General features: G+C 66.6%; 15 protein-coding genes. 8 read left to right on the forward strand and 7 right to left on the reverse strand.

The genetic code is table 11. The features are described 5' to 3' along the window. Positions 1 to 10: 10 nt before the first annotated feature. Complete coding sequence (locus AC1RRR_RS07645; protein WP_492811887.1) at positions 11 to 3,406, reverse strand: TonB-dependent receptor; 3,396 nt, start codon at positions 3,404 to 3,406, stop codon at positions 11 to 13. An 83-nt stretch (positions 3,407 to 3,489) separates the two neighbouring features. Next, positions 3,490 to 5,754, reverse strand: coding sequence for a pectate lyase (pelA, locus tag AC1RRR_RS07650; protein WP_492811889.1), 2,265 nt, complete (start codon positions 5,752 to 5,754; stop codon positions 3,490 to 3,492). A gap of 432 nt (positions 5,755 to 6,186) precedes the next feature. On the opposite strand from pelA, the gene AC1RRR_RS07655 reads away from it, so the two are divergent. Then, positions 6,187 to 6,831 (forward strand): TetR/AcrR family transcriptional regulator, encoded by a 645-nt coding sequence (locus AC1RRR_RS07655; RefSeq protein WP_492811891.1) that lies wholly within the window; start codon positions 6,187 to 6,189, stop codon positions 6,829 to 6,831. Between the two features lie 282 nt (positions 6,832 to 7,113). On the opposite strand, the gene AC1RRR_RS07660 is transcribed toward AC1RRR_RS07655, so the two are convergent. Next, positions 7,114 to 7,428: an antibiotic biosynthesis monooxygenase family protein gene (locus AC1RRR_RS07660; protein ID WP_492811893.1), complete on the reverse strand. Its 315-nt coding sequence runs from the start codon at positions 7,426 to 7,428 to the stop codon at positions 7,114 to 7,116. Continuing rightward, positions 7,428 to 8,447 carry a zinc-dependent alcohol dehydrogenase family protein gene (locus AC1RRR_RS07665; RefSeq protein WP_492811894.1) on the reverse strand — a complete coding sequence of 340 codons (1,020 nt, stop codon included), beginning with the start codon at positions 8,445 to 8,447 and terminating at the stop codon, positions 7,428 to 7,430. The genes AC1RRR_RS07660 and AC1RRR_RS07665 overlap by 1 nt, the downstream gene beginning before the upstream one ends. A gap of 204 nt (positions 8,448 to 8,651) precedes the next feature. On the opposite strand from AC1RRR_RS07665, the gene AC1RRR_RS07670 reads away from it, so the two are divergent. After that, positions 8,652 to 8,861, forward strand: a complete 210-nt coding sequence (locus AC1RRR_RS07670) for a hypothetical protein (RefSeq protein WP_492811896.1) — start codon at positions 8,652 to 8,654, stop codon at positions 8,859 to 8,861. A gap of 69 nt (positions 8,862 to 8,930) precedes the next feature. Further along, positions 8,931 to 9,854 carry a LysR family transcriptional regulator gene (locus AC1RRR_RS07675; protein ID WP_492811898.1) on the forward strand — a complete coding sequence of 308 codons (924 nt, stop codon included), beginning with the start codon at positions 8,931 to 8,933 and terminating at the stop codon, positions 9,852 to 9,854. Between the two features lie 201 nt (positions 9,855 to 10,055). Here the strand turns inward: AC1RRR_RS07675 and AC1RRR_RS07680 are convergent, their stop codons facing one another. Together AC1RRR_RS07680 and AC1RRR_RS07685 are read right to left on the reverse strand one after the other, a co-directional pair. Next, positions 10,056 to 12,110 (reverse strand): ATP-binding protein, encoded by a 2,055-nt coding sequence (locus tag AC1RRR_RS07680; RefSeq protein ID WP_492811900.1) that lies wholly within the window; start codon positions 12,108 to 12,110, stop codon positions 10,056 to 10,058. Then, on the reverse strand, positions 12,088 to 13,599 hold the full coding sequence (locus AC1RRR_RS07685) for an ATPase domain-containing protein (protein ID WP_492811902.1): 1,512 nt from the start codon (positions 13,597 to 13,599) through the stop codon (positions 12,088 to 12,090). The genes AC1RRR_RS07680 and AC1RRR_RS07685 overlap by 23 nt, the downstream gene beginning before the upstream one ends. Positions 13,600 to 13,808: 209 nt before the next feature. Here AC1RRR_RS07685 and AC1RRR_RS07690 point away from each other — a divergent pair, with 209 nt between their 5' ends. The 4 genes from AC1RRR_RS07690 (at position 13,809) to AC1RRR_RS07705 (ending at position 18,834) form a co-directional block, all read left to right on the forward strand. Further along, positions 13,809 to 15,995, forward strand: coding sequence for a catalase (locus AC1RRR_RS07690; protein ID WP_492811904.1), 2,187 nt, complete (start codon positions 13,809 to 13,811; stop codon positions 15,993 to 15,995). A gap of 79 nt (positions 15,996 to 16,074) precedes the next feature. Next, entirely contained in the window at positions 16,075 to 16,467 is a 393-nt protein-coding gene (locus AC1RRR_RS07695) for a DUF3597 family protein (protein WP_492811906.1), read from the forward strand. Positions 16,468 to 16,485: 18 nt separating this feature from the next. Further along, the gene (locus AC1RRR_RS07700) at positions 16,486 to 17,391 is read left to right on the forward strand and encodes an NAD(P)/FAD-dependent oxidoreductase (RefSeq protein ID WP_492811907.1); all 906 of its coding nucleotides are present in this window, start codon (positions 16,486 to 16,488) and stop codon (positions 17,389 to 17,391) included. A 426-nt stretch (positions 17,392 to 17,817) separates the two neighbouring features. After that, a complete protein-coding gene (locus tag AC1RRR_RS07705) occupies positions 17,818 to 18,834 on the forward strand; it encodes a glycine zipper 2TM domain-containing protein (RefSeq protein ID WP_492811909.1) in 1,017 nt (338 codons plus the stop codon). A gap of 312 nt (positions 18,835 to 19,146) precedes the next feature. Here the strand turns inward: AC1RRR_RS07705 and AC1RRR_RS07710 are convergent, their stop codons facing one another. Continuing rightward, on the reverse strand, positions 19,147 to 20,364 hold the full coding sequence (locus AC1RRR_RS07710) for a DUF2252 family protein (protein WP_492811911.1): 1,218 nt from the start codon (positions 20,362 to 20,364) through the stop codon (positions 19,147 to 19,149). A 186-nt stretch (positions 20,365 to 20,550) separates the two neighbouring features. Between AC1RRR_RS07710 and AC1RRR_RS07715 the strand changes: the two genes are divergently transcribed. Further along, positions 20,551 to 23,886 (forward strand): TRCF domain-containing protein, encoded by a 3,336-nt coding sequence (locus AC1RRR_RS07715; RefSeq protein WP_492811913.1) that lies wholly within the window; start codon positions 20,551 to 20,553, stop codon positions 23,884 to 23,886. Positions 23,887 to 23,924 lie beyond the last annotated feature (38 nt).

A 23,924-nucleotide genomic window follows, 5' to 3' on the forward strand; every position in this document is an offset into this window, starting at 1 on the left:
ATCGTTTCCATCAGAAGGTCATCCGGACGCCGACGTTGAACTGGCGCCCGGTCGAGGCGTACTGCGTCACGACCGGATTGCCGTCGAAGGCGAAGCGGTTGGAGGTCTGGTTGGTCAGGTTCAAGGCTTCGACCACCAGCGACGCGCCCTTGAACAGCTCGTAGCTGAACGAGCCGTCGATGTTGGTGGTGGACTGGCTGCCGGCAAAGTCGTTGATCAGCGGCGTCAGGCACATGCCCGGCTGGCAGCTGCCGCTCTGTAGCGGATAGGTCGAATAGTACTTCGAACGATAGGCGGCCGAGACCCGGGCCGTCCATTTGGGAGTCTCATAGTAGAGCGTGGCGTTGACCGAGTCCGGCGAGGCCCCCAGGAACGGCGCCTTGCCGATCTGCTGGGGACGGACCGGCGCCGTCGCCGAGCCTGTGTCGATGATGTACTTCAGCTCGCTTTCGATGTGGGTGTAGTTCACCTGCGCGCCGAAGTTCTTCAGGAAGCCCGGCAGGAAGGTGAAGTTCTGCTGGTAGTTGATTTCGACGCCGCGGATGTAGCCGCCAGGCGCGTCCAGCGGCAGGCTGAAGGCAAAGTCGTTGTTGCCATCGATATAGGCGCGCTGGGCGTCGCCGGCCGCCGTCGAGGCCGTGATACTGGCGCGCAACTGAGCCACGACGCCAGGATCGAGATAGTCGCCCAGTTTGCCCTGAGCGAGAACGGTTTGCGGGAAGGACTTCACGTCCTTGTTGAACACCGCCACCGAGATCAAAGCCCCACGAGCAAAGTACCACTCGTAGCTCAGGTCCAGATTGTTGGCCCGGAACGGCGAAAGCTTGGTGTTGCCGCTGGTCACGGCCCCGCCGGTGATCGCCCCCGCGGTCGTGGGCACGGTGAACGTGGTGATGCCCGGCGCCAGTTGAGCCAGCGACGGACGCGACATCACCTTGGCCGCGCCGAAGCGGACCAGCATGGTCGGCGTCAGTTCGAACACCGCGTTCAGCGACGGCAGCCAGTCGTTGTATTCATTGGTGTTGGTGATGCTGGCCAGCGTGGGTGTCAGGCCGTTGGCCGTCACCTTGGTGTTGGCGTAGCGCACGCCGACATTGCCGCGCACGTCGATGCCCAGCAGCGAGCGGCTGTAGTCGTACTGGACGTAGCCACCCGTGTCCTTCTCGGTGATCTGATAGTTGAGCCCCGGGCTGCCGCCGTACGACAGGCGGAAATCGCCGTACTTGTTGACGCAGTCGCAGTCGAAGCCGAACACAGCGGCCATCTTCTTGTTGTCCGGCGCCCAGAAACGGGTGGTCGTGCCGGCCGGAACCTTCAGCCCCTGCCCCCATTCGATGACCCGCCCGGTGGCCGCCACGGTGCTGCCAGCTTCCAGCAACGTCGGCGAGACCGCTTCGTTGGAGGCCCGACGCAGCTCTGAGGTGTCGAAGCCGAACTCGCGGAACGCGGCGCCCCACTTGATGTGGTCCTCGCCAAAGGCGCGCCAGTTGAAGTCGGCGCGCAGGTTCTTGAAGGTGTTCTTGGTCTCGCGCGCCTGAACCCGCAGGACCGACAGCCCCTTGATCGTATCCCAGTTGCTCGGATTGGCCGCGTCGAACCCGAAGTTCAGGATCGGCATGGGCCCATCGCCCCGAGCGTCATAGACGAAATAGTCGTTGCCCGGCGCGCCCTGGCCGCTATCCAGGCGGCTGAGGTCGGAGAGCAGGCCCAGGCTGCTGTTGCTCGACTCCGAATAGCCGCCCACCACGCTGAGCTTCAGGTCGTCGGTCAGGTCCTGGTCCAGGGCCACCGACAGTTGCTTGAAGGTGGTGGTGTACTGGTTGGCGTCGTTGGCCGACCGGTAGTCGATATTGCCCAGCTTCATGTAGTCGGCGACGGGCGTCTTGGGGTTCGAGGTGTCGACGTGGGCGTCCATGATCCGCGTCGTCGGCTTGCCGATCAGGGCGTCGAACAGCGCCAGCCCATTGGTCGTGGCGACGTACCCCTTGGATTGCGGGTTGTTGTAATAGTCGTAGGCGTTGAGGTTGTACGGATTGGTGCTGTTGGCGAAGCCCGGCAGCACCGCGCCATTGCCACTGGTCCCCTCGCAGGCGATGGGCCGCACCAGGCCGGTCGTCGAACACGACGAATAGAGCGCCGCCGAACCGGTCGTGGCGGTGTTGTAGCCCGTCACCGTATTGCCGAACCGGTTCAGGCCGATCGTCGAGATCTGGTAGTAGTTCGACGACTGCTTCAGGCGCGAATAGACCCCGTCGACGCTGATCAGCGTGCGATTGGTCGGCTTCCACTGCGCCGAGGCGGTGAAGCCCGTCCGTTCGGTCTCGATCTCCTGGTGGTTCAGGGTCGGCAGCGTCGGAACGATGACCGTCGAGCCGGCCGTTGTCTGGGTCGCAACGCCGTTGACCAGTTGGCGGATCGCCCCGCCGTTCGGATAGATCAGGGCATAGGCGGCCGGATCGGAGCCCCGCTGGGCGTTACAGGCGTCCAGGCGCGTGATGTTGACGCCCGGAATGACGCCATTGAGATTGGGCGCGATGGCCGTGCCGCCATCGCAGACGGCGGTCGACGGCGCGGCGAAGCCTTCGCGCTCGGGAATGCCGGCGGCCGGCGAACCCGCGGTCAGGGTCGGCGTCGCGAAGGGCCGCGAATAGGCATAGTCGTAGGAAGCCGGCCCGCGGCTGTAGCCGTCGCTCGAGCGCCGCGCCTTGTTGTAGACGCCCGAAACTGAAAGCCCGACGCGGCCGATACCGGTGTCCCATTGGTCGGCGATCAGGCCAGCCAGGCGCGGGTTATGGTGCTTGCCGTTCTCGTAGTAGCCGTCCTGCACCGACAGGCTCAGCTTGCGCCCCTTGTAGTCCAGCGGCCGTCCCGTGGAGAGATCGACGGTCGCGCCTAGCGACCCCTCGTCGACCTCGGCCGAGGCGGTCTTGCGCACGGTCAGCGAACTGAAGAGTTCGGAGGCGAAGGCGTTGAAGTCGAAGCCGCGCGAGCGATTGGGCGTGCTGCCGCTATCATTGCCGCCGGAGGTCGACAGCGCCTCCAGCCCGTTCAGGCGAACGCGCGAGAAGTCCGGACCCAGGCCGCGGATCGAGATACGGCGGCCTTCGCCGTTGTCGCGGTCGATCGAGACGCCCGGCAGGCGCTGCAGGGACTCCGCCAGGTTGGCGTCGGGGAACTTGCCGATGTCCTCGGCCTTGATCGTGTCCTGCATGTCGTTGGCGCGGCGTTTGGTTTCCAGCGCGCTGGCCACCGAGGCGCGATAGCCGGTGACCACCACCTCGGTGACCGTCTCGGCTTGGTCGGCCGCCGGCGGCGTGGTCTGCGCCAGAGCCGGCATGGCGATCGTCAGGCCGCCGGCCGCGATCAGGGCCGCGCACGAGGCGCGTGTCATCAGTTGGTCGAGCATGGAACTCCCCTTCCCTTTCGTGTGTCGTTTCCTCGCCGGTCCTTGGTCGGACCGGTCGTCGTGGTGTTGGCGTGTCTTGACGGTCAGTCGCCGTGGGTGCGGGCCCACTCGGCGTAGCGGGCCAGCACCGCCGCGCCCCAGTCGCCGTACCAGCCGTACCCGCCACGGCGCTCCTTCTCGACCTGCGCCAGCTCGTAGCGGATGACCCCGTCGCGGCCGGCGAAGATCGGGCGGTTGGTCCCGATCTCATAGAAGCGGGCCCACAGCGGCGGAGCGGTCTGGTCCTCTCGCACGAGACGGTCGCCGTTGCCGTACTCGACCCGGATCCCGTTGATCTGGGACCTGCGGTACCAGCTTGCCCCGGTCCTGATCGCCGCCTTCACGGCGGGGCTGGGCTTGTCGAGACTCATCAGCAGCATTAGCACGCCGGCGCTCTCGCTACCGCTGATCGCCACGGGCTCGAAGGCGCGCGCCGGGCGCGGGACCAGGCTGATCTCGTCATATTGTTGGGCCCAGGCGGTCGAACCGATCTGGGTCTTGAGGATGAAGCCCAGCGCGCGGTCGAAGGCGGCTTGCGCGGCGCCGCGACGTGGCGTCGACAGCACCTTGAAGTCCGGCGCCGTCGCCACCTCGCGCAGCAAGGTCATCAGATCGACCACCTCATCGTCATTGAAGGTCGCCTGGTGGTCGTAGGCGTTGACGAAAACCGGCCAGGAATGGGGCCAGCCGCCGGTCGGATACTGGGCCTCCAGGATAAAGCCGAGGCCGCGATCGATCGCCTGGACATAGTTCGGATCAGGCTGCGCCTTCTGCAGGCGGGCCAGGAAACGCATCTCGTTGACGGTGGCCTTGATCAGCGCCGCGCGGGTCCCCCAGGGGCCAACGGCGGCGGGATCACCGATGTTGGGCTCGCTGACCGTGTTCATCAGCGGCCAGCCGCCGCTGATCGGATCCTGCCAGGACAGGATGTTGTCGGCCATGACCCGCGCTTCAGGACCGGCGTACCAGGCTTCGGGCTTGGCCTTCGCCGCCGCCCACCAGGCCGTCGGCATATTGCGATTGGCCTTGCGCGCAGCGTTGGCGGCGGCGACCGGATCGCCGGCTGGCGGCGGAGCCTCGGCGAACTGGCGGGCCATGAAGTCAGCCATGACTTGAAGGTCCCCCGGCAGCAGGGTGTGGCCGCCCTTGTGCATGTAGAAGGCCAGGTCTCCGCTCGGCGCAGCCTCGGCGGCCGGCTGGACGTCGCCGACGCCGGCCTTGCCATAGAGGGCGTAAACGGGGCTGGCGGCCTTGGCGGCCAGATATTCGCCGCGCGGGTCCGACCAGGTGTCGGTGTCGCCCGTCACCAGCAACATCGGCCGCGGCGCGATCAGCGACAGCAACATGTGACTGTCGACCGGCAGGTCCTTCACCCGGTGGGCATAGGTGCGATAGCGCGGCGCGAACCAGTAGCCGTAGCGGCTCGGATCGGTAATGGCGGCGATGGTCTCTCCATAGTCGCGCCGACTGAGCGCCGCTCCGCCCTCGCCCGAGATCACCGGCATGACGAGCGCGATGCGAGGCTCCTGCGCCGCTGCCCACAGGGTGGTCTTGCCCAGACGCGAAGCCCCCGACAGCGCGATCCTGCGCGCGTCGATGGCCGGGTCGCTCGAGAGATAATCAACAACGCGCGACAGACCCCAGCCCCACGCGCCGATCGCGCCCCAGGCTTCGGGACCGACCTGCGGACGGAACAACGTCCGCACGCCAAAAGCCGCGCCGCCGTCGAAGTCCGGCTCGACGTCGCCGTAGTAGACATGGGCGACGGCCAGGCCGCGCTCCAGGAACGGCTTGGGGTCGAAGCCCGCCAGCAAGGTCGCCTGGCGGCCGAGCACGCGTTTCTTCTCGCGCACGTTCCAGCCGAAACCCTCCTCGATCCCCGGATCGTCGAACACCAGGACGTTGGGCGAGAAGCCGATATGCAGCAGCACCGGAACCGGCCCGTTGGCGGCGGCCGGCGTGTAGAGCACCACGCGGATGGTCGGATCGGCATGACCCGCGAAGGTCAACCGCGCCTGCGTGCGCTTGGCCAGGCCGCCGAAGCTCGTGACGCCGGTCTCCCAGGCGTCGGTCTTCATGGGGACGTAGGTCTTTGGCGTGCGGCCGAACTGGTTGGCGCGGAACAGCTCCAGCACCTCAAAGCGTCGCGCCTTGGCCCAGGTGGCTGCGTCCCCCACCAAGGCGCCGCTTTCCAGCCTCAGCGGATCGGGCAGGACATAGGCCCCCACCTTGCTCTCGTCGGTGTTGCCCTTGACTGCGACAGCCTGGGCGCAGACCGGCGAGACGCCCAGGCACAGGGCCAGCGCCAAGCCCCTCAAAGAGTAGGGACCGGCCGGAAGGCGACCGGTCCCCAGTCGGAGGAGGAAATTCGAAAAGGCAGCGACGGACACCCCGGACCGGCCAAATACAGTCGAAGCTGACGCCAGAAGCAGGATCGCTGGCGCGCGCGCCGTCCTGGTCGTGTTCCTCATGCCCGCCTCCCCTTTTCGTCTTCGCCGGACCCAAGAGACGCGCATCCGGCGCTTTTTGCCGCCAGATCAGGGCGACACCGGTGTCAGAGCCTCCCAGAAGAGGAGCCGAACAACCGTTTGAGACAGACAAACACGAACACGGTTTGCCGTCAACAGTGACCGCCAATCGCGCCCTTTTACCAATCCAACTGGACAGAGATTGGGAATTGCCCTCATTTGCCGTTCAAGATGACGGCAAATTCAGATTCAACCCTCGGTCGAAACGGCAAGGTGCGGGGTCCGCACGCCGAACGCAGCGCGGCCATGCGCCAGCGGCTGGTCGATGCGGCCATCGCCTGCCTGCATCGGGTCGGCTACGCCGCCACGACGACCCAGTTGGTCATGGAGGAGGCCAGCGTCAGCCGGGGCGCCATGCTCCACCACTTTCCGACCAAGGTCGATCTGATCATCGCGGTGGCCGAGTCCGCCGCCGCCCACCAGGATCGCTACGTGCGCCGCCGACTGGCCGCCGTGCCCGAGGGCATCGATCGCTATCTGGCCATCACCGAGGCCACCTGGGAGGTGATGCGTGAACCGCCGGCCATCGCCCTGATCGAGATCATCATCGCCTCGCGCAGCGATCCGGCCTTGGGGGAGCGCTTCCCAGCCATTGCCGGCGCGTTCGAGACCAGTCAGCGCGAAGGCGTCTGGCAGATGGCCAACGCCCTGGGGGTCCGCGACCAGGACGCGATCGAGCGCATGGTCCGCCTACACCGCGCCGCCATGCGCGGCTTGGCCATCGAAATGCTCTTCACCAGCGACCGCGCCGCAGCCGAGGACGCCATGGCGCTTCTGGAGTGGTACAAGCAGTATCTGACCGGAAATTTGCTCACCCGAGGAGAGGCGCCGCTGTTTGGTGGCTCGGAGAGACAATAGCGCCCAATCCGCCTCTAGCCGACATTGCTCCAAGCCCGAGGGATCGAACGTTCACCGCGCAAATCTGCACTGCGCCAATTGCTGCCATTGGCGTATTTGCTGGACCTGGTCATTCCGACGGCTCGTCGCCCGTCCCTCCCTCGCGCAGGTCAGCCTCGCCTTCGCAGCATCAACCGTCGGGATGGAGCAATAATCCGCCAGGAATCTCGATCGAAATCGTGGTCTTGGGGGCGTCTATCGCGTCGGCGAGCGCCTCGCTTTGCGCCCCCCCAGATCTGCGATCTAGGCGCCATCGACGCCCCCGATGATCATGCCAGTCTGGACGTGCACGACAGTAGGGTTTCCGACCAGCCAGAGCTCCAGGGCGGCCATGAACTGCGCGTGCGCGTCACTGGGCTCGAAGCCCTGCGTATGGGCGGCCAGATCACGCCATTCAACCTGGAGAAGGTAGAGATCCGCCTCGTCGAGCGTTCGCACGAGACGATGCCGCAAATAGCCGTCTGCATCGGCCAGTAAGGAAACGACGCTGGCGAAGGCCGCCTCGAACTTGGGGCCGCAGCCCCGTTCGACGCCAAACAAAGCAAACTCCGTCACCATTAGAGTTCTCCAGAGCGCTGGCCATCCGGCAAAGCCAGGGTCTCGCCCACGACGTCGATCACGACCTTGCCCCGCAAGCCCCTGGCGGAGCCGTTCTCGAGAAGATCGTGGGCCTCACCGATCCGGGCGAGCGGCAGTGTCGCCCCGATGACCGGCTTTACGAGACCGCGCTCGACCAGCGCCGTGAGCGCATCCAGCTTGCCCTGGTTCTGGCGGGTGAACACGAAGTGGTAAGAGGCGTTCTTTCCCCAGGCCTCAATGAGGTTCTGTGGTTGAGCGATGTCGACGAGACTGACCACGCGGCCGAACGGAGCGAGGGCCAGAGGACTCCTGGCGAGGGTGTCGCCCCCGATGGTGTCGAACACAACATTGACGCCGCGGCCGTCCGTCATCCGGGTGACTTCCTCGACATAGTCGTTCGTGGTGAAGTCGATCGCCTCATCAGCACCCAGAGACCGCACGAAATCATGGTCTTTGGCGAGCGCGGTCGTGATGACCCGCGCGCCAATCGCCTTGGCGACCTGGATCGCGAGCGTGCCCACGCCCCCTGCGCCGCCGTGAATGAGGATCACCTCTCCCACGCTCAGCTTTGCGCGTTCAACAAACGCCTCCCAGACCGTTCCGCCCGCAAGTGTCAGGCTGGCGGCCTCGAGATGGCTGAGGTTACGCGGCTTGCGGGCGACCAGGTCCACATCGACGACATGCTGCTCGGCGTAGGAACCGGCGGCGCCGAAGATCTTCGGCGTGTAGTAGACTTCATCGCCGGGCGCGAACTTGGCGACCTCGGATCCGACCTCTTCAACAACGCCCGAGACATCATGGCCGGTGATCGCGGGCAGTTGCACGTAATCTTTGTAGTCACCGCGGCGGATCTGGTAGTCGAGCGGGTTCACGGCGGTGGCATGGACGCGCACCCGAACCTGCTGGGGCCCGACAGCTGGCACGGGCGCGTCCCGCAGCTCGAACGCATCCGGCCCGCCAAAGCGGGTGAGCACGGCGGCCTTCATGGTCTTGATCATCGTGTTTCCTTCTCTTTGAACGGACTTGCGGCTCAGTGCTTCTGGCCAGGGCTCGCAAAGCCGGCGGCGCCCGGCTCGCAGGTCTGAACCTGCCGATCGACGAACATCGGCGGAGACTTGCCCTGCGGACCGGCCTGGCGAAGTTCGCGAACGGTTTCTGCGCGGCATTCCCCGCGCGCCGCTAGGGCGGGCCCGGCGGGGGGCGTGGCGCAGGCGCTGAGCACCGAGACGGTCGCGATCAGCCCCATGCCCGATTGCGACAGCCACGACCGAACCGAACGCCGCTCCCAAGGCCTGCGCGTGGACGCCTGGCCGACGACCGGAGGATCGGCCGCTTTTGTCTTCTGGATAATCATCGCCTGTGCCTTTGACTTTACGGCCGGCTGTACCGGGGCCGTGTTCGTCGCTATCTGACTTCTCGGGGCGATCGACGGTAGTTGGTCAAATCCAGAAGCATCTTCAAGAAAACATTTAAAGTGGCGCATGGACGTCGATGATCTGAACCTGTTCGTCCGCATCGCCCGGCTCCGGAGCATCAGTGCGGCCGCCCGCGATATCGGCGTGACGCCGGCAAGCGCCAGCGCCCGGCTGGCGGCGCTGGAGCGGCAGCTTGGGGCCCGCCTTCTCCATCGAACGACCCGGCAAGTGACCTTGACCGAGGACGGCCTGGCCTTCCTGCCGCACGCCGAGCACATGGTGTTTGCGGCCGAAGTCGCTCAAGCTTCGCTTGGACGCCAGCATGCCGCGCCTCGCGGCACGTTGCGGGTTGCAGCGCCGGCGTCCTTCGCACGGTTGCATATCGTGCCGGCGCTGCCCGATTTTTGCGGCCGATATCCCGACCTGGCCATCGACCTGCGCATGTCCGACAGCGTCGTCGACCTCGTCGAAGGCGCCTTCGACGTGGCGGTCCGGTACGCCGAACTTGGGGACTCGTCCTTCGTCGCGCGCCGGCTCGCTCCAGACCGGCGCGTACTGGTGGCCTCGCCCGACTATCTGGAACGACACGGTCGCCCCAAGACGCCCGACGATCTTGTCGATCATGCCTGCCTGGTGGTCGGCACGCTCGATCTGTGGACATTCAGGAGCAAGGACGGACAGGCGATCGAGCGGCGGATTAGCCCTTGCCTGCGGATCAATGACGGTGTGGCCGTGCGCGACGCCGCCAGCGCGGGGCTCGGGATCGCCCTGATGGCGACCTGGTGCGCCCCAGACGAGCTGCGTTCGGGCCGCCTCGTGCCGGTGCTCACGGAGTATCCGCTGGTTTCGACCCAGACCCTTTGGGCGCTCTATCCCAGCTCGCGCGAGTTGGCGCCGAAGGTGCGGGTTCTGATCGACTGGCTGACCGAGCGCTTTGGTCCTGAGCCCTATTGGGACCAGGACCTAGAAAACATTCTTCAGCCCCGATGACATTTACGAACGGCGATGGCCGTCGCTGAGCGCCTGGATGCGCGCAATGACCTTGATCTCAAAGCACAATACACTCGACCGCCTCGACAAGTTCGTAGCGAAAGCGGACATTGGCTCACGTTGGCCAATATGAGCCCCAGGCCCCCAACTTTAGCAGTCAACCGCATCGGGCGGAGATCCACGCAAGCTTGCGAGGTTGCGCTACCCAACGACGGCAGCGCGCTCACTCAACGCCTTACGAACAGCAACCGCCAAGTCGCTGACCTTGAAGGGCTTGCGCAGCACCGCCTCCGAATTGACCAGCTCGCGGATGGCGCCCGCGTCGGCGTAGCCGGTGATCAGCAACATGCCGAGGGCGGGAATGACCTGCCGCGCCTGCCTGGCGACCTGAGCGCCGTCCATGCCCGGCATGGCGAAGTCGACGACCATCAGATCGGGTCGATCCTCGATAAGGCGCGCCAGCCCCTCCTGCCCGCCCGACGCTTCGGTGACTCGGTAGCCCAATGATCGCAGGCACTGGACCAAGAACCGGCGGACGCTGGGATCGTCGTCGATCACCAGAACGCGCTCGCCTTCGCTGAGCGGGGTCTCGTTCGGCGGAATGTCGCTGGGCCGGATGCGATCGCCGGCTTCGGTGACCGGCAGCCAGATCTCGATCGTCGTGCCGACGCCGACGGTGCTATCGATCCGCACCGTGCCGCTCGACTGAGTAGCGATGCCATAAACCTGGCTGAGGCCAAGCCCCGTCCCCTTGCCCACGCTCTTGGTCGTGAAGAAGGGGTCGAAAACCTTCTGCAGCAGCGCCTCGGGAATGCCGTGGCCAGTATCGCTGACCGCGATAACGACGTGATCGCCGGGCTGCAGGCCCTCATGCCACTCATCTGAGATCCGACTGGATATGGTCACCACGCCGCCGTCGCCCATGGCGTCACGGGCGTTGATGGCCAGGTTCAACACCGCCAGCTCCAGCTGGTTGGCGTCGGCCTTGGCCCGCGCCGCGCCGGCGGCCAGCGCCATGCGAACCTCGACCGTATGCCCCAGGGTCCGGGTCAGCAGATCGTCCATGCCGGTGATCAGCGTGTCGACTTCGACCGGCTGCAGGTCCAGTTGCTGACTGCGCGAGAAGGCCAGGAGCTGCGCGGTGAGTTTGGTGGCGCGCTCCACGCCTTCTCGGGCGTTGGCGGCCATGCGCTTGACGCGCTCATCGTCGCTACGCCGCTCGATCATGTCGATATTGCCGACGATGGCGGTCAGCAGATTGTTGAAGTCGTGGGCAATGCCGCCGGTCAGCTGGCCGATGGCGTCCATCTTCTGGGCCTGAACCAGGGCAGCCTGGGCCTGCTCACGCTCGCTGATCTCGGCCAGCAGGCGCTCGTTGGCGCGCTGGAGGTCGCGAACACCGTCGGCGATGCGCTCCTCAAGCGTCTCGTTGAGCAGCCGTAGCTCCGCCTCGGCGGTCTTGCGTCCGGTAATATCGAGGCTGACCCCCGATATCCGGCGCGGCTCACCGGTTCGAAGTCGGTTGAGGCGGCCGCGCACCTGCACCCAGTGCAGCGAGCCGTCCGGCCAGAAGATCCGGTACTCGACGTCGTAGTCCTCGCCGCGGGTGATGGACGCATTAACCGCTGTGGCCCGCAGGGCCTCATCATCAGGGTGGACCGCCGCCTCGATGCTGGCCATTGTCAGGGGCTGATCGGGACCATGGCCAAAGTGCGCGCGGGTCGCCGCCGAGGTGGTCAGGGCGCCGCTGTCGACGTCGAGATCCCACTCGCCCAGCTTGCCGGCCTCAAGAGCGAAGCGCAGCTGCTCTTCGGCCTTCGCTTGAGCGTGCAAGTGATCGCGGGCGATGTACTGGCGATGGCGTGCGCGGATCGCCGAGTGCGCCGCACTGATCAGGGTCTCGGCGTTGATCGGCCGCTCCAGCAGCACGATGTTGCCGATGCCGCGCAGACGCTCTGCGTCGGCCTGGCCGCGCTTTCCCGGCTGCTTGGTGACCAGCACGATGAACGGAAAGTCCGACCAGCTGGGCTGATCGGCAAGCCAGTCTGTCAACGCGTCCGTAGCCCCTTGGGCCAACGCCTCTTCGGTCAGGATCGCCGCGCCGGCCTCGTCGCCCAGCGTTTGGGTCAACATGGTCAGGTCGCTACAAATCTGCGAGGCGTGACCGACATGACCGAGGGTCTCGGCGATGACAGCCGCGTCGCGCCCGCGCGGCGCCAGGATGAGGATCGGCTTAGGCATCAACCGGCCGAGCATTCTCCTCGCCGAGCATGTCGATCTTGCCCTGATAGGACGGCAGGCCAGACATCACGCCTTGGAAGTCGGTCAGCGCCTGGCCGACCTCGATACCGTGTTCGGTCAGGCGGATCTCGCGAATGGTCTTCTCGTGGGCGGCTGTGCGGCTCTTGACCGCCGAGATCGCCGTCAGCACCGAACCGGCGGCTTCGAAGAAGCGAAACAGCAGGATGCCGTCGCTAAGATAGCTGAGATCGATGTCACTGCGGACTTCGCCGATAAAGCCGTGCTGACCCAGGATCAGCAGGGTCACCACGCCCTGCTGGTTGAGATAGGTCAAAAGCTCGTGCATCTGCAGCAGCAGGAACTTCTGTCCGGGCATGGCCTGCAGGTAGGCGTTGAGGCTGTCGATGACGATGGTCCGAGCGCCTAGGCGCTCCACGGCGTCACGGACGTGGAAGGCAAACTCGCCCGGCGACAACTCGGCTGGATCGACAGCCCGCACGACCATGTGGCCACTGTCGATGTAGGGCTTGAGGTCCATGCCCATCGCCTTGGAGCGCGTCAGCAGGGTCGTCAGGCCCTCGTCGAACAGATAGTAGGCGACCGTCTCGCCCCGCTCGAGCGCGGTTAGGGCGCAGCGGATCGACGTGGTGGTCTTGCCCACGCCCGACGGCCCGCTGATCAAGGTGTTGGTGCCCCGGGAAAGCCCGCCGCCAATCAGGGCGTCGATACCCGGCGAGCCCGTGGACACCATCTCCTGGGCGAAGGTCCTCCGATGGTCGGCCGCCACCAGACGTTCGAAGACCTGGATGCCGCCGGTGTCGAGCGAGAAGTCGTGGAAGCCGCCACGGAACTTGATGCCCCGCATCTTGACCACTTCGATCTGGCGACGCTGCGCGCCGTATTCCTGGGTCATGCGGCGCAGGCTGATCACGCCATGAGCGATGCTGTGCAGCTGCAGGTCACCGTCCTCGGCGGTCTGGTCGTCCAGCAGCAGGACCGTGCATTTGCGAGTCGCGAAGAAGTGCTTCAGCGCCAGGATCTGGCGGCGATGGCGTAGCGGGTTCTGGGCCAGCAGCCGCATCTCCGACAGGCTGTCGAACACCACGCGCAGCGGCTTGGTCTCCTCGACCTGCTTCATCACCCCACGCGTGGTCTCGCCCAGCTCCACGTCGGAGGGGTGCAGCACCGACTGCTCGCTGTCGGGGTCCAGGCCCTCTTCGCTGACCAGTTCGAACAGGTCGATGCCGTCCAGCGACCAGCCGTGGCTGGCGGCGGCGGCCTTCAGCTCAGGCTCGGTCTCTGACAAGGTGATGTAGAGCCCGCTTTCTCCAAGCTCCCGCCCCTTCAGTAGGAACTGCAGCGCCAGGGTAGTCTTGCCCGAGCCGGGCGTGCCCTCGACTAGATAGATGCGGTCGCGCGTCAGCCCTCCGCCTAGGATGTCGTCAAGGCCAGGCACGCCCGTGCTGACGCGCGCGCTTTGGCTCTCGGCCCTTACTTCAGACATAGTCGCTCCGCGGATGACGCGCCGGACCCCCGAGGCGACGCACATCGGTTCAACGCCGAAGCTCAAGCTAGGTTCAGTCATCGCCCCCGAAGCGGGGTCACGGCGTCGCCCGACCGCAAGGAGCAGCGCCCGATGTGTCGGATGGCCGACCGCAACCTCGGCTTGCGGCCAACGTTAGCCCTGCACATCCATCCAATCGAAAGACGCTCATGGCCACCCCGGCGAAGACCAAGGCCTCGCGCGTCAGCGCCAAGCCCCCGACCGCACTGAAGATCCCCCAGCCCGCCGGTCCGTCGACCGAGGGCGAAGTCCTAGTCGCGCCTGGCGGCGAGACGCACCAGCAGGCGGACGGCCCGGACACCCAGCTGACCACCAATCAGGGCGTGCCGATCGGCGACAACCAGAACTCGCTGAAGGCCGGCGCGCGCGGTCCGGTGCTGCTGCAAGACTTCATCCTGCGCGAAAAGATCATGCACTTCGACCACGAGCGCATTCCCGAGCGCGTGGTCCATGCCCGCGGCTCGGCCGCGCACGGCTTCTTCGAGTGTCTGGACTCGTGCGCCGACGTCACCGCCGCCGACTTCTTGCAGCGGCCGGGCGAGCGGACTCCGGTGTTCACCCGCTTCTCGACCGTAGCCGGCAACAAGGGCTCGGCCGACCTGCCGCGCGATGTGCGCGGCTTTGCGGTCAAGTTCTATACCCAGCAGGGCAACTTCGATCTCGTCGGCAACAACATGCCGGTCTTCTTTATCCAGGACGCCATCAAGTTTCCCGACCTGATCCACGCGGCCAAGCAGGATCCCGACCGCGAGTTCCCGCAGGCGGCGACGGCTCACGACACCTTCTGGGACTTCATCTCGCTGACGCCCGAGAGCATGCACATGATCATGTGGGCGATGAGCGACCGGGCCATCCCGCGCTCGCTGCGGATGATGGAAGGTTTCGGCGTCCATACCTTCAGGCTGATCAACGCGGCGGGCGACAGCACCTTCGTCAAGTTCCACTGGCGGCCTAAGCTGGGCGCCCAGTCGGTGGTCTGGGACGAAGCCCTGAAGATCAACGGCGCCGATCCCGACTTCCACCGCCGCGACCTGTGGGAAGCCATCGAGGGCGGCGACTTCCCTGAGTGGGAGTTCTGCCTGCAGACCTTCACCCAGGAACAGGCCGACAGCTTCGACTTCGACGTGCTGGACGCCACCAAGCTGATCCCCGAGGAGGTCATCCCCCTGCGCGTGGTCGGCCGCATGGTGTTGGACCGCAACCCCGACAACTTCTTCGCCGAGACTGAGCAGGTCGCCTACTGCGCCGCGCACGTCGTGCCGGGGATCGACTTCACCAACGACCCGCTGCTGCAAGGCCGGCTGTTTTCGTACCAGGACACGCAGCTGAAGCGCCTGGGCGGGCCCAACTTCCACCAGATCCCGATCAACCAGCCCAAGTGCCCATTCCACAACCTGCAGCGTGACGGCCACATGCAGATGGGCGTGCCCAAGGGTCAGGTGAACTATGAGCCCTCCAGTCTCGGCGCCGCGGTGGCGCGGGAGTCGCTGGAGACCGGCTACCAGACCTTCCCCAATCCCGAGGCCGGCGAGCAGCTGCGTCTGCGGCCCGAGACCTTCGCCGACCACTACACTCAGGCCCGCCTGTTCTTCGCCAGCCAGACCAAGCCCGAGCAGGACCACATCGTCGCGGCCCTGGTCTTCGAGCTCAGCAAGTGCGTGACGCCACGCATCCGTGAGGCGGTGCTGTCGCGGCTGGCCCATATCGACGACTTCCTTGCCCAGTCGGTGGCCGAGGGTCTGGGCTTCCCGGGCAAGATCGTCCCCGCCCCTGCCCCGATCCCGGCCAAGGACATGGAGCCTTCGCCGATGCTCAGCTTGCTGGCCAAGGCCGCGCCGACCCTGGAGGGTCGCAAGATCGGCGCCCTGGTCAGCGACGGCTGCGACGACAAGCTGATCGCCAAGTTGAAGGCAGCGGTCGAAGCCGCCGGCGCCAAGCTACAGATCATCGGCCCGACCATCTATGGCGTCACCACGGCCAGCGGCGCGGTGCTACCGGTCGATCACAAGATCGACGGTGGTCCTTCGGTATTGTTCGACGCGGTGGCGATCCTGCCGTCCGACGATGGCGGCGAGCAGCTGGCGATCGAGGCGGCGGCGGTCAACTTCCTGCGCGACGCCTACGGCCACCTGAAGGTCATTGCCTACCTGCCCTCGGCCGCGCCGCTGTTCGCGGCCGGCGGGATCATCGATGTCGGACCCGATGACGACGCGGGCCTGATCGCCTTGCCCGACGCCAGCCTCGACGACTTCATCGCCGCGGCTTCGGCCGGCCGCGTTTGGGCGCGCGAGCCCCTGGTGCGTCCGCCGCCCAAGCCGCTGGCGGCGGCGGCCTAACGACACCTCGGAACGAAGCCCAGCCGGGCGGATTAGCCCGACATCGCACGCCTCGCGTGAGACCTACAGTAGGATTTACATGAGCATCTTCAGCAGCATCCTGAACAAGATCTTCCACCGCAACCCGGCCTCGGAAGCGCCGCACCCAGCGCCTCAGGCCGCGCCCGCTGCGACCACCCCAGCAGCGCCTTCGTCCACTCCGGCGCCCTCTGCGCCCGTCGACGTCGAGGCCGTTCTGACTGACCTGGCGGCGCAGAAGGGCGGTGGCGGCAACTGGCGCACCTCGATCGTCGACCTGCTGAAGCTGCTGGACTTGGACTCCAGTCTCCAGGCGCGCACGGAGCTGGGCCAGGAGCTTGGCGTCCATGTCGGCGCCGACGGCAGCGCCGAGCAGAACATCGCCCTGCAAAAGGCGGTCTGGGCCAAGCTGGCCGAGAACGGCGGCCATGTTCCGGCCAGCCTGAAAGACTAGGCGGTCATCCTGGCCGGCATGATCGATTGCCTGATCATCGGCGGCGGGCCTGCCGGCCTGACCGCCGCGATCTACGCCGCGCGCTTCCACCTGTCCGTGCAAGTGGTCGACGCCGGCGACAGTCGCGCAGCGCAGATCCCGCTCACCCGCAACCACGCCGGATTTCCCGAAGGGATCTCCGGCGTGGCGCTGCTGGAGCGGATGCGCGAACAGGCTGTCCTGTACGGAACCGAGCTGATCGCCGGACGCGTCACCGATCTTAGGCGCGGCGCCGATGGCTTTTTCGCCACCCTGGCCGATCGCGAAATCTCGGCCCGCACGGTCCTGCTAGCCACCGGCGTGACCAACCGCCGGCCGTTCATGAACAACGACCTTCATGCCGAGGCGCTCCGGCAAGGCCGCCTGCGTTACTGCCCCGTCTGCGACGGCTACGAAGTCACCGACCAGGTTGTAGCGGTTGTCGGCCGTGGTCCACGAGCGGCTCGGGAGGCCGAGTTCTTGCGCAGCTACACCGCCGACGTCAGCTTGATCGGTTTGACCGGCGAAGATGGGCTGGACGAGGCTGCCCGCGCGCGTCTCGACACCCTTGGCGTCAAACGCTTCGCCGGCCCGGTGTGTGACTTCCACCTTGAGAGCGACGGTCTTGTTGTGACCTGCACGGCGGGACGTCTGCGCTTCGACGCCGTCTATCCGTCGCTGGGATCGGACGTCCATTCCAACCTTGCGCGGGCCCTGGGCGCGGCGGTCACCGAGGACGGCTGCATCAAGGTCGACGCTCATCAGCGCACCAGCATCCCCGGCCTCTACGCCGCTGGCGACGTGGTGCTGGGCCTGGACCAGATCAGCCACGCCATGGGCGAGGCCGGCGTCGCCGCCACCACCCTGCGCAATGACCTGGCGGCCATCAAGCCCATGCTGCGCTGACGGCAAGCCAGGCTTTCCAGTGACGATGCCTGTGTAAATCTGGGCCTTTGCGGTCTGCTACGCGTTGCTTGCATATGAACCTGACCGACGCTCAACGAAACGCCCTTGAGAACCTGGAGCGCAAGCGCCAGGGCAAAGAGGTCCCGTATATCAACATCTCCAGCGCTCGGGCCTTAACCGACCTCGGCCTTGCGGAGCGGAATGCTCAGGGATGGGACATCACCCCGCAGGATCCGAGATCCTTCGGGTAAAGGCAGAATCAAATATCTGAATTTACATCGCTTTAGAATTTCAGATTCTTCACAATTCATAACTTCATTTTGGTTCCACGCATAATTACTTTCTTTAATTCTTGAATATATAAATGAAGCAGACTATATATCCCTTCTGGAAAGAGTACGCCTCTTCCCTAGGAACCCCCACAAAATGCGAATTCAAACCCTGGTCGCCGGCGTCTGCGCCGCGGCCCTGATCCCCACCCTCGCGCTCGCGCAACAGACCTGCGAGCAGCGGCAAGGCGCCCGCGTTGTCGGCGCCCTCGCTGGCGCGGGTATCGGCGCCCTCGCAGGCAGCGCTATCGCTGGTCATGGCAATCGCAATGAAGGCGCGGTCGTTGGCGGCGTCGCTGGCGCCCTGATCGGCAATCAGGCGACGAAGGGCAAGCAAGACTGCGCTCGCGCCTACGGCTTCTATGACAACCAAGGCGCCTGGCACGCCAACACCGTCGCCCGAGGCGACGCCACCGGCTACTTCAACCGCGATGGCGGCTGGGTCGACGGCGCGCCGCGCGGCTACTACGGGCGCGACGGACGCTGGGTGCAGGCCAACACGGACGCCTCGGCGAGCGGCTACTATGCCAACAACGTCTGGGTCCCGGCTTCGGCCGGCGGCTACTATGCCCAGGACGGACGCTGGATCACCGCCGCGTCAGGCTATTACGACCGGTCCGGGCAGTGGATATCGGGCCCTGCCACGGGCCGTTACGACGCCGACGGCCACTGGATGGAGGGCCAGGCCAGCGGACGTCGCGACGCCAACGGCGCCTGGATCGCCGATCCTCAGCCGGGTTATTATGACAAGGGCCGCTGGGTCCGTGGCGAGGCAGTCGGTTATTATGACGCGCGCGGCCAATGGTTCGCCACGGAGGCGCGGGCGCAACACGCCAACATGCCCCAAGGCCCCGAACGCAAGGGACAAGGCGCGCCCAGCATCGACGAACGCCAGGCGCAGCTTGCCGAACGGATCGATCGCGGCGCGCAGAACGGCCGCTTGAGCCGGGCGGAGGTCAGCCAAGCCAGACGCACGCTCGTCGCCATCGAGCGCCAGGAGCAATCTTTGCGCACCCGCCAGGGTTATCTCGGCCCCAAGGGACAGGCGATCATCATGGCCAGGCTCGACGGGTTGAGCAAAAGCCTCAGGGTCGACGTCCGCGACATCTATTGACCCTGCACGATCGCAAGCGCGTGGCGGACGTCGCGCGCTTGCGACCTCGATACCTATGATCTCCGCCTCCGGACGCTCGCCGATTTCCCACGGCGTCGCCGTCAACGCGCCCTTTGCCTGGCGCCTTTTGGAAAACCTAATGATCTGGCTCTTCGAACTCTCAGCCGGCTTGCTGGTTGTGGCGGCCTTGATGGCTCCGCTCTGCAAGCTCTTCGCGCCCGTCTGGGCCGGAAACGAACCTCGGCGGACGAAGACGGGGCGCTCACCGTCCAAGGCCCGCTGAGCCAGGCAGTGAACCGGCGTCGCCTTATCCTAGAGATCCAGACCCAGAGCATGGCGGCGGCAGTGTTCGAGGTAGGCCGCCTCGTGCGCCGCCGTCAGCTCCACGACGCTGGACCATAGCCAGGACGGCGCGTCGAGCAGGCCCGAGCGATTGCGGGCCAGTTCGGCCCCCCAGGTCAGGCGGGTCTTCTCATCCATCTGCCGGCCGTGCGCGTCACCGACCACGCGCGCCAGGGACTGGGCCGCGGCCATCGCCTCGTCCGGCGTCAGGCCGACCAGCTCGATCTTCATGTCTTGCGGCATTAGCTCGCGGACGATTACCGACTTGCCCAGCAAGCGACAGGCGGCCATGCGCTCGCCCAGGTTCGGTGACAGCGCCAGCGCGCCGGCGACGATGCGCTCGGCATTATCGCGCGGCATGTCGGCCTTGGGATCACGCGGCGCGGCGGCCTTCACCGCCTCCTTCAGGTCCAGGAAGCAGATGTCGGGCGCGCCGTCGCCGCCGTCGACCTCGAGTAGGACAGCGTAGCGCAAACGCCCCAGGGAGCTGCAGCCCTTCATCCAATAGGCGGCGTCGAGGAGACGGATCTCGGCCTTGCGATCGCGCGACTTCAGGGCCATCACCAAGTCGCGGATCGGCTGGCTGAGACACAAGGTTTCAAGCTCTCGCCGCTCGCTGCGGTTCACGGGCCAAAAGCGTTTGCCGATCGGGATTTCGGGCCGACTGCCGTTGAGGCGCTCGGCCGCCAGATGCTTCCAGGTCCGGTTGGACGCCTCGCCCAGGACCGCGCCGATCATCGGCGGATGGCGCGACTTGGCGTCGAAGTCCTCGGCCAAGGCGTCCTCGTAACCTTCGATCAGGCCTTCGAGCATGCGGGCGGTGATCACGCCGGGCAGGTCCGAGCCGCGCGCCGCCGAGGCCAGGGACAGACCCAGGCGGATCAGGTCGTGGGCCGGATTACCGATCACGGTCTGGTCCAGATCGCGGATCTGGATGTCGACGCGGCCCTTGGCGTCGGCCAGCGGGCCCATATTGCCAATATGACAGTCGCCGCAGATCCAGATCGGCGGACCACTGGGCAGCTTTCCGCCGCTCGCCTCCAGCCACTCGTAGAACTTGACGGTGCTGCCGCGCACATAAGCGTGGGCAGAACGCGCCATCTTCAGATTGCGCATGCGCGTGAGAACGGGCCCGCGTTCGGAGGGGCGCGGCGCCTTGCTGGCCTTGCCCGGTTGCGATTGCCCCATGATCGATCCCCTGACGCCCTCCCTGAACGAGACGCGCGGAAGACGACAACGGCGCGCGCACGGCCACGTTCCTGTGTCGGCGACTCCACGGAACAAATGTACGCCAAACCGCAGTGCAACGACCTGGAACGCGCGGTGTTTGCTCCCTGCGCGGCCATTCTGAGGTTCGCGCGGGGGAAGGACTTCATGCCCACGACCGAAGACGTCGAACCGCCGATCGGCGATATTCTCACCCCCGGCGCGCGGCCCGAACGTCCTCGCGCCAACGCCGGGGCACAGGCTCCGGCCGCGGCGGTCGCTGTCGCCTTGGCCGCCAGTGTCGGGCGTGGCGTCAGCATTCACATCGCCTCCAGCGAGCGCCGGGCCGAGGAGATCGGCCGAGCGCTGGCCGGCCTGACCAACGACTTTGAGGTCCTGGTCCTGCCGCCGTGGGATTGCCTGCCCTATGATCGCGCCTCCCCCTCGCGCGACCTCATGGGACGGCGGATGCGGACCTTGCGCGCCCTGGCCGCCAAGGCCAGCGTCCCACGCATCGTCGTCACCTCGCCCGAAGCGCTGGTCCAGAAGCTTCCGCCCCGGACGATCCTGGACACGGCGTTCATGACACTGGAGCGCGGCGCGCCCCTCGATCTCCAGGCCCTGGCGCGGTTCGCCGCCTGCACGGGCTATGTCGTGGACGACCGCATCGACGAGCCCGGCGAAATCGCCTTCCTTGGCGAGGTCACCGATATCTTTCCGGCCGATGCGGCCCGTCCAGTGCGCATCGTGCTGGACAAGACTGGAGCGATTAACGAGATCCGTCTCTACGACCCGCTCACCCAGCGCTCCGAAGGCCAAGCCGAGGCCCTGCTGCTGGGCCCCGCCAGCGAGTGGATCGACGAGGCGCAGGAGGGCGACGAGGCTTCGCCGCCGCGCTCGCAGGGCCTGGAGCATGCCATGGCCGACCGCTACGGCGCGCTTGAAACCCTGTTCGACATCCTGCCCAAGGCGCGCGTCTCGCAGGACAACAAGACCCCTGCTCGCCTCGCCGACGTCGAACTGCACATCGTCGAGGCGTTCGAGGCGCGGCAAAGCCTTGGCGGGATCGATGGCCAGACGCCGCCCGCCCCCGCTGGCCTCTACCTGTTCGGCGAAGCGCTGGCGGATGGACTGGCCAGTTGGACGCCTCGAGTCCTCGACCTCGACGACGTCACCTCCATCCCCAACCTGGCGACCCAGCGCAATCCGGGTCGGGCGTTCTGCGATCTGGTCGAGGCGCAGCGCCAAGCGCATCGGCGCGTGGTGCTGACCGGCCTCAAGCACGAGCAGCGGCCGCTGGCCAAGGCCCTGGCGCGGGGCCTCGACCTCAAGCCCACGCCGGTCGCCGACTGGGCCGCCGCCCTGGCCTGCGATCTTGGCGAGGTGGTCAGCCTGCAGCTCGATCTGGACACCGGCTTCGTCGACGCCGCAGCGGGCTTGGCGGTGATCGCCGCCAGTGACGTGGTTGGCGGCCGCATCGCCGCCCGCAGCGCGACCAGCGCCTCGGACCTGCTGGCCGAGCCCGACCTGCGGATAGGCGACGTCATCCTGCACGAGGACCACGGGGTCGGCGTTCTGCGCGACCTCAAGAGCGTGGCGATCGACGGCCTGGAGCGCGACACCCTGCAGCTGGAATACTATGGCGGGGCCAGCGTTCTCGCGCCCGTCGAGGAGATTGGACGCATCTGGCGCTATGGCGCCGAGGACACCGCCGTCACCCTGGACCGTCTGACCGGCGACGGCTGGACAAAGCGCCGAGCCGAGGTCAGCCGCCAGGTCGACGAGGCCGCGCTGCAGCTGGTCGCCCTGGCCAAGGCCCGCGAGGCGCGCACGTGCGAGCCGATCGTTCCCCCCAAGGCGGCCTACGCCAAGTTCGCGGCGCGCTTCGCCTATCCGGAGACGCCCGATCAGTCCGCCGCCATCGAGGCCGTGCTGGCCGATCTGGCCTCTGGGCGGCCGATGGATCGGTTGATCTGCGGCGACGTCGGCTTCGGCAAGACGGAGGTGGCTCTGCGCGCCGCAGCGGCCGTGGCGTTGGGCGGACGCCAGGTCGCCATCGCCGCGCCGACCACGGTGCTGGCGCGGCAGCATTTCGAGACCTTCCGCCGCCGCTTCGCCGGTACGGGCATCGGCGTCGCCCATCTGTCGCGCCTGGTAACCCCGGCCGAGGCCCGCGCTGTCAAACATGGCTTGGACAGAGGCGAGATCGGGGTGGTGATCGGCACTCAAGCCCTGGCTGGGAAGGATGTGGCCTTCGACAATCTGGGCCTGATGATCATCGACGAGGAGCAGAAGTTCGGCGCCGCGCTGAAGGCGCAGCTGCGCGACTTGGCGAGGGACGGCCACCTGCTGACCCTAACCGCCACGCCGATCCCGCGCACTCTGCAGGCGGCGATGGTCGGGATTCAGGACGTCAGCCTGATCGCCAGCCCGCCGGCGCGCCGTCGGCCGATACGCACCTTCCTAGCCCCGTTCGATCCGGCCAGCCTGCGCACTGCCCTGCTGCGCGAGAAGCGGCGCAGCGGCCAGAGCTTCTTCGTCGTTCCGCGCATTGAGGACATCGAACCGTTGACCGAGCGATTGGCCCAACTGGCGCCCGAGCTCTCCGTGCTCGTCGCCCACGGAGGCCTTTCGGCCGAGGACGCTGACGCGGTGATGGTCGGCTTCGCCGACGGCCAAGGCGATGTCCTGTTGGCTACCAACATCATCGAGAGCGGTCTCGACGTACCGCGCGCCAACACCATGTTCGTCTGGCGTCCCGATCGGTTCGGCCTGTCGCAACTGCACCAGCTGCGGGGTCGGGTCGGGCGTGGGCGCGTCCAGGGCATCGCCTATCTGCTGGCCGATCCCCACGACGATATGTCCGAGGCCACGCGGGCGCGACTCTCGACGCTTGAAGCCTTCGATCGGCTGGGCTCCGGCCTAGCGATCAGCGCGCGGGACCTCGACCTGCGCGGCGGCGGCGATCTGGTCGGGGAAGACCAGGCCGGCCACATCCGGATGATCGGGGCGGCGCTCTATCAGCGCCTGCTCGAACGCGCGGTGCGCGTGGCGCGCGGCGAAGCCAAGGCCGCCGAATGGACGCCCGTGCTGAACCTAGGCGAAGCCGGCGCGATCCCGCTGGACTACGTCCCCGACCCGGTCACGCGGATCAACCTCTATGCACGGTTGGCTCGGCTGGAGGGTCTGGCCGAGATCGACGCCTTCGAGGAGGAGCTGGAGGACCGCTTCGGCGCCGTGCCACCGGCGACCGTGAACCTGCTGGGCTTGACGCGTCTGCAGATCCTGGCGCGCGCCGCCAATGTCCGCCAGGTCAGTGCGGGGCCCAAAGGTCTGGCCCTGACCCTCGACCCGGCCGAAACTGCCCTCGCGCTCGGCCGAACGGCGCGCGTCGCTCCGCAAGCTCGGCTGGAGGACAACCGGCTGCTGATCGCCGCTCCCACCGAAGACGGAGACGCGCGTCGCCTGCTGGTGGAGCGTCTCCTACTGGCGTTAGCGAGGTGACCCCTTACGGCGGGGCACGGCGGAATTTTGTCCTTCCG

Source organism: Caulobacter sp. GW821-FHT12D05 (genome assembly GCF_058807295.1).

Bases quoted from the DNA above. Each gene is read 5' to 3' on its own strand.
- AC1RRR_RS07685 (WP_492811902.1), bottom strand. From the start codon at position 13,599: ATGTCTGAAGTAAGGGCCGAGAGCCAAAGCGCGCGCGTCAGCACGGGC.
- AC1RRR_RS07645 (WP_492811887.1), bottom strand. From the start codon at position 3,406: ATGCTCGACCAACTGATGACACGCGCCTCGTGCGCGGCCCTGATCGCG.
- AC1RRR_RS07715 (WP_492811913.1), top strand. From the start codon at position 20,551: ATGCCCACGACCGAAGACGTCGAACCGCCGATCGGCGATATTCTCACC.
- AC1RRR_RS07690 (WP_492811904.1), top strand. From the start codon at position 13,809: ATGGCCACCCCGGCGAAGACCAAGGCCTCGCGCGTCAGCGCCAAGCCC.
- AC1RRR_RS07695 (WP_492811906.1), top strand. From the start codon at position 16,075: ATGAGCATCTTCAGCAGCATCCTGAACAAGATCTTCCACCGCAACCCG.
- AC1RRR_RS07710 (WP_492811911.1), bottom strand. From the start codon at position 20,364: ATGGGGCAATCGCAACCGGGCAAGGCCAGCAAGGCGCCGCGCCCCTCC.
- AC1RRR_RS07705 (WP_492811909.1), top strand. From the start codon at position 17,818: ATGCGAATTCAAACCCTGGTCGCCGGCGTCTGCGCCGCGGCCCTGATC.
- AC1RRR_RS07665 (WP_492811894.1), bottom strand. From the start codon at position 8,447: ATGATCAAGACCATGAAGGCCGCCGTGCTCACCCGCTTTGGCGGGCCG.
- AC1RRR_RS07660 (WP_492811893.1), bottom strand. From the start codon at position 7,428: ATGGTGACGGAGTTTGCTTTGTTTGGCGTCGAACGGGGCTGCGGCCCC.
- AC1RRR_RS07675 (WP_492811898.1), top strand. From the start codon at position 8,931: ATGGACGTCGATGATCTGAACCTGTTCGTCCGCATCGCCCGGCTCCGG.
- AC1RRR_RS07700 (WP_492811907.1), top strand. From the start codon at position 16,486: ATGATCGATTGCCTGATCATCGGCGGCGGGCCTGCCGGCCTGACCGCC.
- AC1RRR_RS07680 (WP_492811900.1), bottom strand. From the start codon at position 12,110: ATGCTCGGCCGGTTGATGCCTAAGCCGATCCTCATCCTGGCGCCGCGC.